The following is a 16,431-nucleotide window of genomic DNA, read 5'->3' as shown; positions in this document are numbered from 1 at the left end:
GCGCGAGGAGAGGAGACCGAGTGAGCGCACAGTCACCGGTAGTGGTGGTCACCGGAGCCAGCGCCGGAATCGGGCGCGCCACCGCACGGCGCTTCGCCGCCGACGGTGCGCGTGTGGCGCTGCTGGCCCGCGGGCGCGCCGGACTCGACGCCGCGGCGAAGGACGTCGAGCAGGCCGGTGGGGAGGCACTGCCGATTCCGACCGACGTCGCAGACCACGACGCCGTCGAGGCGGCCGCCGACCGCGTCGAGCAGCGGTGGGGACCGATCGACGTCTGGGTGAATTCGGCGTTCACCTCGGTTTTCGCGCCCTTCACCGAGATCGAGCCGGAGGAGTTCCGCCGCGTCACGGAGGTGACCTATCTCGGGTCGGTGCACGGGGTGATGGTCGCGCTGGCCCGGATGCGGCCGCGCAATCGGGGCACCATCGTGCAGGTCGGGTCGGCGCTCGGCGAGCGCGCGATTCCGCTGCAATCGGCCTATTGCGGCGCCAAGCACGCGGTCAACGGCTTCCTCGAGGCGGTGCGGGTGGAGTTGATGCACGAGCGCAGCGGCGTGCACGTGACGATCGTGCAGGCGCCGGCGGTCAACACACCCCAATTCTCTTGGGTGCGTTCGCGTTTACCGAAGAAGCCGCAGCCGGTGCCGCCGATCTACCAGCCCGAGGTGGTGGCCGACACGATCGCTTTCGCCGCCGAGCATCCGGAGCGCAAGCAGTACTGGGTCGGGGCGAGCACGGTCGGCACCGTCGTCGCGCAGCGGCTCGCGCCCGCGGTGCTGGATCGCTATCTGGCACGCACCGGCTACGACTCGCAGCAGACCGACGCCGACGAGACCGACCGGCCGGACAACCTGTGGCGCCCGCTCGACGACGAACACGGCCACGACTTCGGCGCCCACGGTGACTTCGACGGGCGGGCCCACCGGCACAGTCCGCAGGCGTGGATGTCGCGCTGTGTCGAATCGGTGGCCGGTTCGGTCGCCCGGATGGCCCGGCACTGACCGACCACCGGCGCCCCCGGCCGCGGTTGAGCACGAGATCCGCGGGTACCCGCCCCGCGACCAGGGGCGCGCAGCGCATCCCCCGCGGGCTCGACACGGAGAGGACAGGAGAGATATGGCGCAACAGGTTGCGGACTACGTCGTGGCCCGGCTCAACGAGTGGGGCGTGAAAGAGGTTTTCGCCTACCCCGGCGACGGAATCAACGGTCTCGTCGCCGCTTTCGGCCGCACCGACGACCGGCCGACGTTCGTTCAGGCCCGCCACGAGGAGATGGCGGCGTTCTCGGCCACCGGCTACGCGAAATTCAGCGGTCACGTCGGTGTGTGCATGGCCACCTCCGGTCCGGGCGCGATCCATCTGCTCAACGGCCTCTACGATGCCAAACTCGACCACGTCCCGGTGGTGGCGATCATCGGCCAGACCGCGCGCAGCGCGATGGGCGGCAGCTATCAGCAGGAAATCGACCTGCAGAGCCTGTACAAGGATGTGGCCTCCGAATATCTCGTCGAGGTCAACGTCGCCGAACAGCTCCCCAACGCTCTCGACCGTGCCTTCCGCACGGCCTGGACCCGGCGCGCACCCACCGCGGTGATCATTCCGGCGGATCTGCAGGAGGAGACCTACGAGCCGCCGCAGCACGAATTCAAACAGGTGCCGTCGAGCCCGCCCGCCGAGATGCATTCGGTGGTCGTTCCGGCGCGCGCGGAGATCGAGCGCGCCGCGGAGGTGATCGGCGCCGGTTCCAAGGTGGCGATCCTGGTCGGCCAGGGCGCCCGCTCGGCCGCGCGCGAGGTGACCGAGCTCGCCGAGATCACCGGCGCCGGCGTCGCGAAGGCACTGCTCGGCAAGGATGTGCTGCCCGACGATCTGCCGTTCGTGACGGGACCGATCGGGCTGCTCGGCACCCGCCCCAGCTACGAGCTGATGCGTGATTGCGACACTCTGGTCATCGTCGGTTCGAACTTCCCCTACAGCCAGTTCCTGCCGCCGCTGGATCAGGCCCGCGCGGTGCAGATCGATATCGACGGCACCATGATCGGGATGCGGTACCCGACCGAGGTGAATCTCGTCGGGGACGCGAAAGCCACACTGGCCGAGATCATTCCGCTCCTGAAGCCGGTGAGCGACCGTTCCTGGCGGGAGACGATCGAGTCGAATGTCTCGCGTTGGTGGGAGACCGTGGAGCGCCAAGCGTTGCTGGCCGCCGAACCGGTCAATCCGATGCGGGTGGTGTGGGAGCTGTCGCAGCAGATTCCCGACAATGCCATCGTCACCGCCGATTCCGGCTCCTCCACCAACTGGTACGCGCGCTGCCTGAAATTCCACGGCAGCATGCGCGGCTCGCTGTCGGGCACGCTGGCCACCATGGGGCCCGGTGTGCCGTATGCGATCGGCGCGAAGTTCGCCCATCCGGATCGCCCCGTGGTCGCGCTCGTCGGTGACGGCGCGATGCAGATGAACGGTTTGGCCGAACTGATCACCATCGCCCGCTACGCCGAGCAGTGGAGCGACAAGCGTCTGGTGGTGTGCGTCTTCCACAACAACGACCTCAACCAGGTGACCTGGGAGCTGCGATCGATGGGCGGTTCGCCCAAATTCGAGGATTCACAGTCACTTCCGGACATTTCGTACGCGGACGCGGCGCGCTGCTTCGGCATCGCGGCGATCGAGGTCGACGACCCGCAGCAGTTGGCCGGGGCCTGGGAACGGGCGCTGACCGCGGACCGCCCGACCCTGCTGGACGTACGCTGCGATCCCGAGGTTCCGCCGATCCCACCGCACGCCACCTGGGATCAGATGAAGGCGACCGCGGAGGCCGTGCTGCGCGGCGACCCGAACGCCTGGCATCTGGTCACTCAGGGCATGAAGACCAAGGCACAAGAGTTCCTGCCCGGGCGCCGTTCGGGCGACGACGGATAGGTCATTCGCGGGCGGCACCCCAATCGGTCAGCGAATGCCTGGCGTGCCGTAGGGCGCACCGGAACTCAGCACGGTCACCGCGAGGCGCCACGGTATCGAACAGGGCGGCCGCCACCGCCGCCACGACCGCGATGATCAGCAGAGTTGTCATATCGGTCAGTCTGCGACGATCGGCCACGAAGCGACAGAGCCAATACCACATCACTGGCCCGGAAGCCGGGCGTCGGACATGCGGCCGATGCCCGGCTTCCGCTGCGCAACCGGCACGCGGGTAGGTATCATCGGCCTCCGGACCTCAGATCATGGTTCGGCCCAACGCTTTTGGCATCACGCCTGGTGACGGCTGTCGCCGCGTTTCGATTGGTGACGGCTACCGCCGTCGTCGTCCACCACGACCGTTTGGAGTTGTCTGCTGTGACCACGCCGCATTCGCTGGAATCGTCGTCGAACAGGTGTCCCGTGGCGCACAGTTCACCGATCGCCGCGGACGGACCGCGTGTTCGGCTCTACACCGAGGAGTTCGCCGCCGACCCGCGCGGCGGATACGAGCAGATGCGCGCACACCACCGCTCGTTCGCTCCGGTCGAACTCGCTCCCGGCGTGCCGGCGACACTGGTGATCGGTTATCAGACCGCCCTGCGGATTCTCAACGATCCCGAGCATTTCCCCGCCGACCCGCGGGCCTGGCAGCGCACCGTACCGGCGGACAGCCCGATTCTGCCGATGCTCGGCTGGCGCCCGAATGCGTTGCGCAGCACCGGCCCCGAGCATGCGCGGTTTCGCGCGGCCAATGTCGCCGCCATCGACGGGGTCGACCTGCACACGCTGCACACCGTCGTCGAGCGGGTCGCGATCCCGCTGATCAACTCGTTCAGCGCCGACGGCCGTGCCGATTTGCTGACCCAGTACATTCGCCCGCTGGCGTTCACCAGCCTGAACACGATGCTGGGCATCGAACCGGATATCGCCGAGCGGGTCGCGGCCGGGCTGGCACCCATCTTCGATGTCACCGGCGACGCGGCGGCGGGCAACCGGATGCTGGCGGCCGCCCTGCAGGAGCATACCGACCGCAAGCGTGCCCACCCCGGCGACGACATCACCTCCCGGCTGATCGCGCACGAGAGCGCCCTCGACGACGAGGAGGTGATCAATCAGCTGGTGAGCCTGTACGGCGCGGGTATCGAACCGCAGCTGCATCTGGTTGCCAACGCCCTGCTGCTGATGATGACCGACGAGCGGTTCTCCGGAAATCTGCTCGGTGGCACGCTCACCACGCGCGATGCCCTGGACTGGGTGCTGTTCAACAACCCGCCGCTGGCGAACTACTGCGCGAGTTACCCGCGCCAGCCGATGCTCATCGACGATGTGTGGTTGCCGGCAAATCAGCCCGTGCTGATCGGCATCGCGGCCTGCAACAACGATCCGCAGGTGCGCGAGGGCGACCGTAACGGCAACCGCTCTCATCTGTCGCTGGGCGCCGGGCCGCACGCCTGCCCGGCCCGCCGGATCGCGTACCTGATCGCCCAGGACACCGTGGATCAGCTTCTGGACGCGCTGCCCGATATCGAGCTGGCGGTTCCGGTGTCGGAATTGCACTGGCGCCCAGGCCCTTTCAACCACGCACTGGCCGCACTGCCGGTCACCTTCCCGCCGTCCCCGCCGTTGCAGACTCCGTTCGCCTGACACGGCTGCGCCGTTCGCCCGGCGCGGCTGCGCCGTTGGCCTGCCGGGCGTGCGGACCGCGCGCGGGTTACCGTCGTGACATGCACACTCTCGTGATGACCGGCGCGACACGTGGAATCGGCCGGATCGCCGCCCGGGAGATTTTGCGCATCGCACCGGATACGCGACTGCTGATACTGGCACGCGGCGGGTCCGGACCGCAGGTGTGTGCGGAACTGTCCGGTGCGGGCTACGCGGCCTCGCATGTGGAGGCCGACCTCGCCTCGCTGACCGGTATTCGTTCGGCGGCGCGGCGGATCCACGAACTGCTCGATCGCGGTGAGGTGCCGCCGCTGGCCGGATTCGTCGGCAATGCCGGGATGCAGTACACCGAGGCGACCATCGCAACCGAGGACGGGCTCGAGGCCACCTTCGCCGTCAACGTCGTGGCCAACCATCTGCTGCTGCGCCTGCTCGGCGACCGCTTCGTGGTGCCCTCGCGCGTCGTGATCACCGTCAGCGACACCCATTTCGGCGATCTGCGGCACAACCTGGGCATGGTGCCCGGCCCGGTGTGGCACTCCCCCGATGTGCTGGCCCACCCCGGCGCCTTCGCCGATCCGTCGAGTACGGCCGCGGGCCGCACCGCCTACTCGACGAGCAAACTGGCGATGATCTACCTGGTCCACGAATACGCGCGCCGGCTTCCGGCCGGAATCGACATCCTCTCCTACAACCCGGGTTTCGTCCCCGGCACCGAATTGACCCGCAATGCCGGGCAGTGGGAGCGCTTCGCCGTCCGCCGCCTCGCACCCGCGCTCACCTGGACGCCGCTGGCGAGCACGCCGAAGACGGCGGGCCGGCGCCTCGCGGAAGTGGTCACCGGATCCGTTCCGGCCGATTCCGGTAGCTATATCGATCGCTACCGGGTCGCCGAATCGTCCCCGGAGTCCTACGATCCGGCGCGCGAACGCGACGTGTGGGAGTGCGCCGAACGTCTCACCGCCGCGCATCCGGACTGAGCCGCCGCACCTTCCGCTAGCGTGATGCCACCGAACGGAAGGATCACCGGTGAAAGTGCATCTGCAGGTGGAGGGTTCGCCGCTGCGCGCCCGGGACAGCGCTCGCGCGATCGCCGCGCTCGGCGCCGACGGCCTCTTCTCCTTCGAGGGCCCGCACGACGTGTTCGTGCCGCTGGTTCTCGCCGCCGCGGAGATCGATCTGCACCTGATGACCAATGTCGCCATCGCCGGGCCGCGCAGTCCGCTGCACCTGGCACACACGGCCTACGATCTGCAGGCGCTCAGCGGCGGACGGTTCCGGCTGGGACTGGGGTCGCAGATCCGGGTGCACATCGAGAAGCGTTACGGCAGCTGGTGGGAACGCCCGGCCCGGCGCACCGGCGAATCGGTGGCGGCGGTGAAGGCCATCCTCGCCGCTTGGGAAGGTCACGCGCCCTTGGATTTCCGGGGCGAATTCTTCACCCATACGCTGATGCCGCCGACCTTCGATCCCGGCCCGAATCCGTTCGGGCCGCCGCCGGTGCTGATGGGCGCGCTCGGACCGGTGATGACCCGAACCGCCGCCGAGGTGGCCGACGGGCTGCTGGTCATGCCGTTCAACAGCGCCACGCATTTCACCGGGCGCACGGTGCCGGCGCTGCGGCGCGGGCTGGCCGAATCGGGCCGCACGCTCGACGAATTCGAGGTGGTCGCCCAGGCGATGGTCGCGCTCGGCCGTACCGCCGGCGAACTGGCCACCGCGGTCGACGCGGTCGCGCGGCTCATCGCCTTCTACGCCTCCACCCCGGCCTATCGCCCGGTTCTCGACGCCGAGGGCTGGGGTGAGGTGCAGCCCGAACTCAACGCCTTGTCGAAGCAGGGCCGCTACGCCGAGATGCGAGCGCTGATCACCGAGCCGATGGTCCGCACCATCGCTCTGGTCGGGTCGCCCACCGAATGCGCGGCACAGGCTCGTGCTCGCTTCGGCGACTACGCCCGCGACATCTGCTGCTACTTCCCGGGTTACGACCCCGCGCCCGACGACGTGGCCGAATTCGTGGCCTTGTTGCAGTCCTCGCGATAACGCCAGAAATCTACTTCTCATTTATTGGAAACTGGATTCTCACATGTCTATTATGTGATTCACCGCACTCAGGCCGCAGGGAGCCGACGCACGGGTGGCGGTGAAGGAGAAGAACTACCCATGGCAACCGCGACCACCAGCGTCGAAAGCCCCGATGACAACGACACCGGACGCCTGGAAAACGCCTCCACGCTTCGTGTCGTTCTCGTCATCGTGGCGATCGTCGCGAGCACCGAGATCGTCCCGTTCCATTTCACGTTCATCAGTCTCAGTGCCCGCTTCATCGGTGAATCCTTCCCCGAGCAGAACGCCGGCCAGCTGACCTGGCTGACCACGCTGTACTCACTGATCGGCGGCGTGGCGGTACCGGTCTTCGGCAAATTGTCCGATCTGGTCGGCAAGAAGAAGATCATCCTGTTCTGCCTGCTGCTGTCGATCCTGGGCTGCCTCATCGACGCGCTGACCTCGAACTGGACGCTGATGCTGCTCGGGCGCGGACTGCAGGGGCTGGCCTTCCCCGCGATCTTCGTGTCCTACGGCCTGATCCGCGATCTCGCACCGCGCCGCCATCTGAACATGGCGATCGCACTCGCGGGCGGTGGCACCGGTGTCGGCGCGATCCTGGGCCCGGTGATCGGCGGCCTCCTCACCGACCACTACAGCTGGCGTTCGCTGTTCTGGTTCTGCGTGATCTGGACCGTGGTGACGATTCTGCCGCTGGCGCTGTTCGTTCCCGAGACCAAACTGCGCGCCGCGGTCAAGATCGACCTGCTCGGTGCGGTGCTGCTCGGCGCCGGTATCGCCGGTGTGCTCATCTATCTCAGCAACGGCGCCACCTGGGGCTGGGGTGAACTGTCGGCGCTGGCCTGGCTCATCGGCGGCGTGGTGCTGCTGGTGGCGTTCTACGTCTGGGAGCTGATCACCCCGGAACCGATCATGGATCCGACATTGTTGCGCGCCCCGCGCTTCGCCGGAATTCTCGCCGCGGCCTTCCTGTCCGTGGGCGTCATGCAGGGCCTGTCCTACGCGATGGGCTATCTCGCGGAAACACCCGGTGGGGCCGAGGGCGAGGCGATCAAGAAGCAGATCGTCGACGGCGCGGCCGCCGAAGCCGCCAAACAGGCCTCCGAGCAGATGCACATCCAGGTCCCCACATCGGCTGTCACCCCGTACTTCTCGGTGGAGGGCACCCTGCCCGGTTTCGGTCTGACGCTGCTGCAGTTCACCGTGCAGGCCATGCTGGGCCTGGCGCTGGTGTACGTGCTCGTCGCCCCGCTGTGCGGCTGGATGTCGACCCGGATCGGGTTGCTCAAGCCCTATCTCGCCTCGACCGTCGCGTTCGTGATCGGCTGCCTGCTGTTCGCCCGTTTCCACGACAGCGTGTGGCAGATGGCACTGATCGCCCTGATCATCGGTGTCGGCGCGGGAGCGTATCTGGGCACCCTGCCCAATATGGTGGTGGAGGCGGTGCCCCAGGAACAGCAGGGCATCAGCGCCGGAATGTACGGCGCCTTCAACAGTTTCGGCACCGCTGCCGCCACCGCCGCCGTCGCCGCGGTCATGTCGGCCAATCCGCTGATTCTGCACATCAACGCTCCCGGACACGTCGAGGAACGTAAACTGAACACCGGCCCGTTGGCGCAGCTGCCGGACGGCGCCGCGTATACGAACATCTTCTCCGTGTTCGCCGGCGCATCCGCCGTCGCCTTCGTCCTGGCACTGCTGTTGCTGCGCCACTACAACCGGCCGAGCACCGGAGGTACTGCCCACTGAATCGAAACCCGTTCGCGCCGTGAATTTTCCGCACCGGGTCACAGGAGGGCATATGACCGGCACAGGCACCGACCGGGTCGCATTCGTCACCGCGTCCGCCCCCGGGCCGGGCCGTGCCCGCGCGGTACGGGTGGCGCGCCAGGGCGCCGACATCATCGCCGTCGACATCGCGTGGTTGGGAGAGTACAGATGAGCGACTTCGACAGCACCGAACCGAACCAGCACCTCACCGCGGCGTTGTGCAGCGCGGCGCGACTGCTCGGCGACGAGGTGCGTGCCGTCCTGCTGCACAGTCCGCGCCCGGTATTCCTGTTCTACCTGGCTCAGACCTTCGACCAGCTCGAGGCCGACCTGTCCTCGGGTCGCCCGCTAGGCCCGGCGACCCCTGCTCAGCAGCTGTGCCTGCATCTGATGCTGGCCCACGCGCACGTGCGGGTGCCGGCGGAGGATCTGATCCGGGCACGACACCGGCTGCTGCGCCACGACACCGGCGATATCCTGGCCGAGGTGCGCGCGGTGGCCGGAAAGTCCAGCGGCAGTTACGATTTCATCGCGCTCGGCGATGTGCTGGCCGCCGGCGGGATGGGCGCCTTCTTCGCACCGTTCGAACCCTCCGACCTGGCCGCCTGAACCCGGCTCAGCTGCCGGATTCGCGGCTGAGCCCGCGCATCAGCAGGGTCCAGGCGCGCCGGGCGGTGGCCTGACGCGCCGGAAGTTCGGTTTTGATGAGCACGGCCGCCAGCATGGCCAGTGCGGTCACGACATCCTCGGCGGTGAGTTCCGGGCGCAGCGAGCCGCGCAGATCGGTATCGGCCAGTTTGGCGCCGATCAGGTCGACGAGCCGGCGCGACACCTCGAACAGCCGCGGATCGTCGAAACCGGTGGGGTCGATGGTGGCGATGAATCCGGCCGACACCGCGATCTGGTCGACGATGAAATCCAGCAGATCCACCGCCGTGGTCCCCGGCCGATTCGCCACCTCCTCGATGGCGACGACGTTGTCGTCGAACACCGCCAGAATCATCGATTCGCGGGTCGGGAAATGCCGGTACAGCACGCCCGGGCCCACTCCCGCCGCGCGGGCGATCGAATTCAGCGGTGCGTCGAAGCCGTTCTCGGCGAACACCTCCCGCGCCGCGCGAACCAATGCCCGTCGGTTCGCCGCAGCGGCCTTCGGCCCTCGATTGGCCCGGGGTGACGAGGTCATCTGATCGACGTTACCGCACGCGTTCCACGACTCGACACCGCGGACGGATGCCGCCACCCGCACCCGGTGTCCTTCGGCGCGTGCCGATTTCACGAAGCCGAACCCTCCGCCACCTCGATCGGAACACGGTGCGGTTGACGAGACGAGCCCGGTCGTACACACTGCCCTAGCAACCGGAGACAGTTGTCCGGTTGGTTTCGGTCACACACCCCGGGCACGCATCCTGTTTTCGCGGCCCAGGCGAACCCCGCGACCGATGTTACGTACCTGTAGGTCTTGATGGAGAGTGCATGACCCCGATGAAGCGACGCTCCTTTCTGCTCGGCGCCACCGCCGCCGGACTGACTCTGGCCACCGCGGCCACCGCGAGCGCCCAGCCCTGGATGACAACCGGACGGCGGCAGACGTCGGTCCCGCTGACCAGGGAAGATCATCGGGTCGTCATCATCGGCTCCGGATTCGGCGGCGGCGTAAGCGCGCTACGGCTGGCTGAAGCCGGCGTCGACGTCCTGGTCCTCGAACGCGGTATGCGCTGGCCGACCGGCCCGAATGCCGACACCTTCCCGCACCCGTCCCGGCCCGACCGGCGCATGCTCTGGTACCGCTCCGCTCCCGAGGTACTGGGCGTGCCGGTGGCGCTCGAGCCGTACACCGGCCTGCTCGAGGCCGTCGTCGGGGAGAACATGACCGCGGTCTGCGCCGCGGGTGTCGGCGGCGGCTCGCTGGTGTACCAGGGCATGACACTGCAGCCGACCGAGGCGACCTTCTCCGAGGTCTTCCCCGCCGAACTCGATTACGCCCTGATGGCGCGGGAGCACTATCCGCGGGTGGCGCGGATGCTGGGCACGGGCGTGGCCCCCGACGAACTGATCGACAGCCCCACCTATCTGCCCTCCCGGGCGTTCGCGCGCAACGTCGGCGCGGCCGGCTACGAGCTGTCGAAGATCCCCATGCCGATCGACTGGAACTTCGCGCTGCGCGAGGTGCGCGGCGAGATGAAACCCTCCTACATCAACGGCGACTGCGCGCTGGGGGTGAACAACGGCGGCAAACATTCCGTCGACGTCACGTATCTCGCGCGCGCCGAGGCCACCGGCCGCGCCACCGTGCGAACCCAGCACGAGGTCACCGATGTGGCGCGGAAGCCCGACGGCCGCTGGCAGATCAGCGTCGATCGGATCGATACCGCCGGACGGGTCGTCGAACAACTCGTTCTCACCTCGAACGCGCTGATCATGGCCGCGGGCAGTATCAACACCACCAAGCTGCTGCTGCGGGCCGGCGCGAAGGGACAGATCCCGGATCTACCCGACGGCCTCGGCGGTCAGTGGGGCAACAACGGCGACCGGATCTTCACCTGGACCAGCGCCACCGACGATTTCGGCACCGCCCAGGGCGGGCCGGTGGTCTACGGCAGCAAGGAGTGGGACGACCCGGCCATCGCGAATACCGTGATCCAGGCGTCGATTCCACCGGCCGGTGTCGACGCGCATTCGACCATGCTGGTCGGATTCGGAATCACCGGCGGCCGTGGACATCTCGCCTACGACGCGGCCACCGACGACGCGAAACTGTACTGGCCCGCCGACGCCGACGCCGCACTGCAGCAGCGCATCGCCGCACGCGTCCATGCCATCGCGGGACCCGGCAGTACCGTGCTCGACACCAATGCCGCGGCCCCGAGCACCTGGCATCCACTCGGTGGCGCGCCGATGGGCACGGTCTGCGACCTGGAGGGCCGAGTCCACGGCACACGCGGTCTCTACGTTCTCGACGGCGCCCTGGTTCCCGGCAGTACCGCGGCCTGCAATCCGTCGATGACCATCGCCGCGGTCGCCGAACGCGCGCTCGACCGCATCGTCGCCGCCGATATCGGCACCGTCATCTGAGGCGCGGCGCCGGGGCACCGGCGCCGCTGCGCCGCGCGGCCTCGGCTTCGATCCAGTCGCCGATCATGTGCGCCGTCATATCGATGGCCTCGCGGCGCTGCTGCTCGTCGAATTCGATGGCCGAGGCCCGCAGCACCGCGGAGAAGCCGGTGTTGATCACCACGAAGGTCATCACGTCGTATTCGTGATCGTCGCCGGGGCCGAGCACCTGGATCAGCAGCACCTTGATCAGCAGGCGCAGCCGCGGCTCGAACTCCGGAATGCCGCTGCTGTAGAACTGCACCCCGGCGACCAGCGCGCGGACCAGCAGCGCGTTGGCCACCAGTTCCTCGGCGATCGAGTTCAGCAGGCGCGCGGTCAACTCGTGCATGGTGGCGTCCGAGCGGTCGAAAATGCTTTCGGTGGCGCGCTTTTCGATGTTCTCGAGCAGGCGCGCGAGCAGCTCCTCGACGATGACGGTGCGATCGGAGAAGTAACGGTATACGGTGCCGATGCTCATACCGGCCTCGGCGGCGATCCGGTTGGTCGAGGTGTTGGCGATGCCGCGCTCGCCGAACAGCCGGGCGGCGGTGTCGAGTATGTGCTCCCGGGTCGCCTTGGCCCGCTCCTGCGTGGGCCGGCGACGCTGCCCGGCGGCTTTCGACGCCATCACATACTCCTGCCTGGTCTTCGCCCGAGGACCGATCGTCGATCCTAGCCCGGCGCACGACCCCGCCGAGACCGGGAAAGTTCCCACATTCTTTTCTCCGGCCGGGAAAAAGTGGCTACGCTCGACATGCGGCGCGCTCGCCCAGTGTTGTGCGACGCGTCGTGCCGACCGCCGCCTTCCGAGGAACAGCGAGGCCACCCATGGCAGATTCCGGTGAGGCCGTGGTCGCCGCGGGGCGTCGTCGCGGGCGCCCACCCCGCCTGAACCGCCGCCGCATCCTCGCCGCCGCACGCGATCTGGAGCCGGAGAATTTGACCATGCAGGCGGTGGCCGATGCGCTGGGCGTGCATCGCAAATCGCTCAACTATCACGTCAGCGATCGCCAGGGCCTGCTCGAGCTGGTCGCGTTCGACGCATTCGACACCGGTTTCGGCCGGGTCGATCTACCCGAGCGTGCGGACTGGCGCGAATTGCTGGGTTTGTTCGGCCACGCGGTCGTGGACGCCCTGGTGCAGGTCGGCGCGCTCATCGCCTACGTCCGGTTCGACGGGAAGGCGGGGCTGTCGGCGCTGCGCCTGGTCGAGCGGACCATGGCGGCGCTGGTCCGTGCCGGACTGGATGCGAGCGAAGCCGGTCGCACGCTGAAACTCGTTGCGGCGGTGTCCTATTCGGCCGCGCGCGAAGCCCTCGACGCCGGCGGCGGGCCGATCGACCCGCAGGCGGCCGCAGTGCGGCGCACGCTGGGTAACGAGTCCGGATTCCCGCTGCTGCGTGCGGTCGCCGCCGCTCGCGAGACCGACGGGCGTGTCGGTGAACAGTTCGAATTCGATCTCGCCCTGATCATCGACGGACTGGAACGGCGGCTGGAAATCCGGCGCGGCGCGAGCGCGGCGGCGGCGCCCGGGAGTGGCCCCGGCCGGTCCTGACCGCGCGGGCGCGGGTCAGTTCTCCTTGGCGCGGCGGTCCACGGCCTCGGCGAGATAGTCGCCCAGTTCCTCCCGCAGCACGCGGTCCAGCGACCGTGCCAGGGTGTTGTTCACCGCCGTGATGGCGAGACCACGCAAATGATTGAGCATCTTGGCCGTTTCGGCGATTTCGTCGTCGGTGTCGGGCAGCCAGCCGGGGCCGTGCGTGTCGACGATATGTTCCTTGGCGGCCGCCATCATGTCGTGGGCGATCTCGTCCAGGCGTCCGCTGACGGCGGCCTGCAGATCGGCCAGCCGGCCCAGCCGGAACCCGTAACCGTGCAGTTCGGCGAAGTTCTCGAGCAGCTGGGGGTCGGTGAATTCGACTGTCTCCGTGCCGATCCGGGCCAGCCCGAGTTCGGCGAGACGGTCCAGGATCTCCGGATCGGCCGCCTCCTCGCCGAGGAAGGTGTCGATCAGTTCGCGGGGTACCTGCAGCGTCTCGTCCTGTTGCCCCCAGGCGGCGGTGACCGCATGCTGCAGTCCCAGGATCTCGGTGAGGTCCTTACCCGTTTCCCAGCCGGTGATGAAATCGGCGATATGGGCGGTGGTGAAGCCGCGCTGCAACAGCACGTCGATGATCTTCAACCGCTCCAGATGGGAGTCGTCGTAGATCAGCGCTCGCCCGATCCGGCGCACCGGCGGCGGCAGCAGGCCGCGTTCCTGGTAGGCGCGCACATTGCGGCTGGTTGTGCCTGCGGCACGGGCGAGTTCATCGATGCGGTACTCCGCCATCCCGTTCTCGCCCACCCTTTCCTCGTGCCGGACGCCGACCCGCGTCGCACCCGCCCCCGGCCCGTGTGAGCAGCCCGGGCGCGACGCATCGTGTCGACATTAGCCCAACGAGGTCACCGCCTGATCGGCGACAGGCGCGCGCCCGCCGCCGCGCCCGGGGATCAGCACATAGTCGCGCGGATCGACCGTGGCGAGCTGACCGGTGAACTGACTGCCGAAGCCGGGGAACATCGTCGCGTTGAACCCGTCCTCGGTCAGATACCAGCTGCGGCACCCGGAATTCCAGGTGGTCGCCCGCAGCCTGCGCTGCAGGCGGTGGTTGTAGCGGTCCTGCCGGTCGCGGCGCACCTCGAGCGAATGCAGATTCCGCTCGAGCAGCATGCCGATCGCGGCGGCCAGATAGTCGATCTGCGCCTCCATGTACACCAGCGCCGAATTGTGCCCGGGGCCGGAATTGGGTCCGAAGGTGAAGAACAGATTCGGATAACCGGCGACGGTCACACTCTTGTACGCGTATGCGCCCCTGCGCCATTCGTCGTCGAGCACGCGGCCGCCCCGGCCGGTGATCGGGATCGGCGCACCCGCCTTGGACACCTCGAAACCGGTGGCGAACACGATGCAGTCGAACCGGTGCTCGATCCCCTCGGCGGTGCGGATCCCCGCCGGCGACATTCCCGCGATCGGCCAGGTGACCAGCGTGCAGTTGTCGCGCTGCAGCGCCGGGTAGTAGTCGCTGCTCATCAGCAGCCGCTTGCATCCGGCCCGGAAGTCGGGAGTCAGCTGCCGCCGCAACCACGGGTCGCGCACCTGGCTGTGCAGATGAGCCGATGCCACCGATTCCACGATCCGGGTCAGCGGGGTATTCCACACCACGCCCAGCGCCACCGATTCGTGCCCCCAGAACCATGCCTGCCGGGCAAGCTGCTGGGTGAGCGGCAGGTGCCGGTACAGCTGCCGGGTCAGGCCGGTGGTGCGCCGGTTGATCCGCGGCAGGACCCAGCCCGGCGTGCGCTGGAAGACCTTCACCGACTCGGCCCGCTCCACCAGTTCCGGCACGATCTGGACCGCGCTGGCGCCGGTGCCGACCACGGCCACCTTCTTGCCGGCGAAGTCGTAGTCGTGATCCCAGCGGGCGGAGTGGATCATATGACCCTCGTAGCTGTCGCGTCCCGGGATGTCCGGCAGGCTCGCATTGGCCAGCGGCCCGGACGCGACCACCACCGAACGGGCCCGCACCGGTGCGTGGCCGGTGGCGAAGACGATCTCCCATTCCCCCGCCGACTCGTCGAAGGCCAGGCCGGATACGGTGTGCCCGAAGCGAATCGAACCGCCGAGTGCGAACTTCTCGACCATCGTATCGATGTAGCCGAGGATTTCCGCACTACCGGAGTAGGTGTGCGACCAGTCCGGATTCGGCGCGAAGCTGTAGGAGTACAGCCGCGACGGGATATCGCAGGCCGCGCCCGGATAGGTGTTGTCGCGCCAGGTGCCGCCCACGCGCCGGTCCCGTTCGAAGAGTGCGATATTCGTGATTCCGCGCTGCCGCAACCGGATCGCGGCCCCGATCCCGGCGAATCCGGCTCCGACGATCGCGACGTCCAGCACGGTATATCGGCCCGTAGTCATGCGACCGGCTCGTAGGTCAATTCCTTCGACCAGGTGGGCTGCGCGGGCAGCACCCGGGAAGGGATGCGGGCGGTCACCTTCACCAGTGTGTCGGCCAGCAGGTGGTAGGGGTGGTCGCGGTTGATGACCCAATCGCTGTGCATCTTGACGATCCGGTACATCGGCACCCGATTCACCACGGGCGTGCGCTCCCCGACCGCCTTGAACCGGCGCATCGCGGCATACAGTTTGTCCTCGTCGACGCCCATCGCGACGATGTTGTCGCGCATCTTGTTCAGCAGCGGCACATAGCTGAGCACACCGATCATCAGCGACGGCTTCACCCAGCCGCCGACCAGGTCGATCGCGAGTTTGCGGGCGGTGGAGTGCCCGAGCAGTTCCATCACCGCGTAATCGGTGGCCAGATGCCGGGATTCGTCGGAGTTGATCTTGTGAAACACCTCCTGAGCGACCGGATCGGCGATCTCGTCGGTGACGAATTTGATCAACGCGCCGTCGAGGGCCACCTCCAGCATCGGAATCACCGTGCCCAGAAACGACAGCGACATGCCGTCGGCGTACTTGTCGAGGAAGTCGATGACCAGCTTGACGTTGATATTCGGCTCGGGGATCTCGTCGCCGTCTAGCATGCCCCAGCGCCGCATCAGGGCCAGTTCGGCGTTGGCGTGGCGTTGTTCCTCGGCGTGGAAATATCGGTAGATCTCGCGCAGCGTCTGCGTCGGGGCCTTCTTCGCCATCGCGGCGAAGCCGCGCGCGCCGACGTTCTCGATCCACATCAGATCCGCCATGAACGGCGTCAGCTTGGCGTGCAGCTCGGGGTCGATCAGTTCCGCACCCGGTGCGTCCCAGTCGATATCGGCCAGCGCCCACTGCCGGGACTTGATCTTGCCCAGCATATCGTCGAAGTCGAAGGACATG

At 67.9% G+C, this 16,431-nt stretch carries 15 protein-coding genes and 1 pseudogene; 10 read left to right on the top strand and 6 right to left on the bottom strand.

Translation table 11 applies throughout. The features are described 5' to 3' along the window. Positions 1-20 precede the first annotated feature (20 nt). A complete protein-coding gene (locus NMI01S_RS10755) occupies positions 21-1,001 on the top strand; it encodes an SDR family oxidoreductase (protein WP_245716810.1) in 981 nt (326 codons plus the stop codon). Between the two features lie 115 nt (positions 1,002-1,116). Beyond that, positions 1,117-2,922 carry a thiamine pyrophosphate-requiring protein gene (locus NMI01S_RS10750; RefSeq protein ID WP_062996156.1) on the top strand — a complete coding sequence of 602 codons (1,806 nt, stop codon included), beginning with the start codon at positions 1,117-1,119 and terminating at the stop codon, positions 2,920-2,922. A gap of 1 nt (position 2,923) precedes the next feature. On the opposite strand, the gene NMI01S_RS10745 is transcribed toward NMI01S_RS10750, so the two are convergent. Next, positions 2,924-3,073, bottom strand: a complete 150-nt coding sequence (locus NMI01S_RS10745; RefSeq protein ID WP_157121512.1) for a hypothetical protein — start codon at positions 3,071-3,073, stop codon at positions 2,924-2,926. A 263-nt stretch (positions 3,074-3,336) separates the two neighbouring features. Here NMI01S_RS10745 and NMI01S_RS10740 point away from each other — a divergent pair, with 263 nt between their 5' ends. The 6 genes and pseudogenes from NMI01S_RS10740 to NMI01S_RS10720 all read left to right on the top strand — a co-directional run bounded on the left by NMI01S_RS10740 (position 3,337) and on the right by NMI01S_RS10720 (position 9,072). Next, positions 3,337-4,605: a cytochrome P450 family protein gene (locus tag NMI01S_RS10740; protein WP_439956254.1), complete on the top strand. Its 1,269-nt coding sequence runs from the start codon at positions 3,337-3,339 to the stop codon at positions 4,603-4,605. 80 nt (positions 4,606-4,685) lie between these two features. Continuing rightward, a complete protein-coding gene (locus NMI01S_RS10735) occupies positions 4,686-5,606 on the top strand; it encodes an SDR family NAD(P)-dependent oxidoreductase (RefSeq protein ID WP_062996152.1) in 921 nt (306 codons plus the stop codon). Positions 5,607-5,655: 49 nt separating this feature from the next. Beyond that, complete coding sequence (locus NMI01S_RS10730) at positions 5,656-6,669, top strand: TIGR03617 family F420-dependent LLM class oxidoreductase (protein ID WP_062996150.1); 1,014 nt, start codon at positions 5,656-5,658, stop codon at positions 6,667-6,669. Between the two features lie 120 nt (positions 6,670-6,789). Continuing rightward, the gene (locus NMI01S_RS10725) at positions 6,790-8,442 is read left to right on the top strand and encodes an MFS transporter (RefSeq protein WP_062996148.1); all 1,653 of its coding nucleotides are present in this window, start codon (positions 6,790-6,792) and stop codon (positions 8,440-8,442) included. Positions 8,443-8,494: 52 nt separating this feature from the next. Continuing rightward, positions 8,495-8,614 (top strand): annotated as a pseudogene (locus tag NMI01S_RS34790) (SDR family mycofactocin-dependent oxidoreductase); the annotation flags it as partial. A 17-nt stretch (positions 8,615-8,631) separates the two neighbouring features. After that, complete coding sequence (locus NMI01S_RS10720; protein WP_062996146.1) at positions 8,632-9,072, top strand: hypothetical protein; 441 nt, start codon at positions 8,632-8,634, stop codon at positions 9,070-9,072. 7 nt (positions 9,073-9,079) lie between these two features. On the opposite strand, the gene NMI01S_RS10715 is transcribed toward NMI01S_RS10720, so the two are convergent. Continuing rightward, entirely contained in the window at positions 9,080-9,649 is a 570-nt protein-coding gene (locus NMI01S_RS10715; protein WP_062996407.1) for a TetR family transcriptional regulator, read from the bottom strand. A gap of 290 nt (positions 9,650-9,939) precedes the next feature. Between NMI01S_RS10715 and NMI01S_RS10710 the strand changes: the two genes are divergently transcribed. Then, positions 9,940-11,538 carry a GMC oxidoreductase gene (locus NMI01S_RS10710; RefSeq protein WP_062996143.1) on the top strand — a complete coding sequence of 533 codons (1,599 nt, stop codon included), beginning with the start codon at positions 9,940-9,942 and terminating at the stop codon, positions 11,536-11,538. Here the strand turns inward: NMI01S_RS10710 and NMI01S_RS10705 are convergent. After that, positions 11,531-12,187 carry a TetR/AcrR family transcriptional regulator gene (locus NMI01S_RS10705; RefSeq protein ID WP_051042473.1) on the bottom strand — a complete coding sequence of 219 codons (657 nt, stop codon included), beginning with the start codon at positions 12,185-12,187 and terminating at the stop codon, positions 11,531-11,533. The genes NMI01S_RS10710 and NMI01S_RS10705 overlap by 8 nt on opposite strands. A gap of 200 nt (positions 12,188-12,387) precedes the next feature. Here NMI01S_RS10705 and NMI01S_RS10700 point away from each other — a divergent pair, with 200 nt between their 5' ends. Then, positions 12,388-13,113, top strand: a complete 726-nt coding sequence (locus NMI01S_RS10700) for a TetR/AcrR family transcriptional regulator C-terminal domain-containing protein (protein WP_062996141.1) — start codon at positions 12,388-12,390, stop codon at positions 13,111-13,113. Positions 13,114-13,128: 15 nt separating this feature from the next. On the opposite strand, the gene NMI01S_RS10695 is transcribed toward NMI01S_RS10700, so the two are convergent. The 3 genes from NMI01S_RS10695 to NMI01S_RS10685 form a co-directional block, all read right to left on the bottom strand. Beyond that, complete coding sequence (locus NMI01S_RS10695) at positions 13,129-13,887, bottom strand: MerR family transcriptional regulator (protein ID WP_062996139.1); 759 nt, start codon at positions 13,885-13,887, stop codon at positions 13,129-13,131. Between the two features lie 99 nt (positions 13,888-13,986). After that, positions 13,987-15,513: a flavin-containing monooxygenase gene (locus NMI01S_RS10690; RefSeq protein WP_062996136.1), complete on the bottom strand. Its 1,527-nt coding sequence runs from the start codon at positions 15,511-15,513 to the stop codon at positions 13,987-13,989. After that, entirely contained in the window at positions 15,510-16,430 is a 921-nt protein-coding gene (locus NMI01S_RS10685) for a hypothetical protein (RefSeq protein ID WP_062996134.1), read from the bottom strand. Before NMI01S_RS10685 ends, NMI01S_RS10690 begins: the two co-directional genes overlap by 4 nt. Position 16,431: the final 1 nt, after the last annotated feature.

This window comes from Nocardia mikamii NBRC 108933 (assembly GCF_001613505.1).
GTDB classification, from domain to species: Bacteria; Actinomycetota; Actinomycetes; order Mycobacteriales; family Mycobacteriaceae; genus Nocardia; species Nocardia mikamii.
This window is presented reverse-complemented; position numbering and strand designations above follow the sequence as displayed.

Coding starts and splice junctions, on each gene's coding strand:
- NMI01S_RS10750 (WP_062996156.1), top strand. CDS start 1,117: ATGGCGCAACAGGTTGCGGACTACGTCGTGGCCCGGCTCAACGAGTGG.
- NMI01S_RS10745 (WP_157121512.1), bottom strand. CDS start 3,073: ATGACAACTCTGCTGATCATCGCGGTCGTGGCGGCGGTGGCGGCCGCC.
- NMI01S_RS10735 (WP_062996152.1), top strand. CDS start 4,686: ATGCACACTCTCGTGATGACCGGCGCGACACGTGGAATCGGCCGGATC.
- NMI01S_RS10725 (WP_062996148.1), top strand. CDS start 6,790: ATGGCAACCGCGACCACCAGCGTCGAAAGCCCCGATGACAACGACACC.
- NMI01S_RS10720 (WP_062996146.1), top strand. CDS start 8,632: ATGAGCGACTTCGACAGCACCGAACCGAACCAGCACCTCACCGCGGCG.
- NMI01S_RS10715 (WP_062996407.1), bottom strand. CDS start 9,649: ATGACCTCGTCACCCCGGGCCAATCGAGGGCCGAAGGCCGCTGCGGCG.
- NMI01S_RS10710 (WP_062996143.1), top strand. CDS start 9,940: ATGACCCCGATGAAGCGACGCTCCTTTCTGCTCGGCGCCACCGCCGCC.
- NMI01S_RS10705 (WP_051042473.1), bottom strand. CDS start 12,187: ATGGCGTCGAAAGCCGCCGGGCAGCGTCGCCGGCCCACGCAGGAGCGG.
- NMI01S_RS10700 (WP_062996141.1), top strand. CDS start 12,388: ATGGCAGATTCCGGTGAGGCCGTGGTCGCCGCGGGGCGTCGTCGCGGG.
- NMI01S_RS10695 (WP_062996139.1), bottom strand. CDS start 13,887: ATGGCGGAGTACCGCATCGATGAACTCGCCCGTGCCGCAGGCACAACC.
- NMI01S_RS10690 (WP_062996136.1), bottom strand. CDS start 15,513: ATGACTACGGGCCGATATACCGTGCTGGACGTCGCGATCGTCGGAGCC.
- NMI01S_RS10685 (WP_062996134.1), bottom strand. CDS start 16,430: ATGTCCTTCGACTTCGACGATATGCTGGGCAAGATCAAGTCCCGGCAG.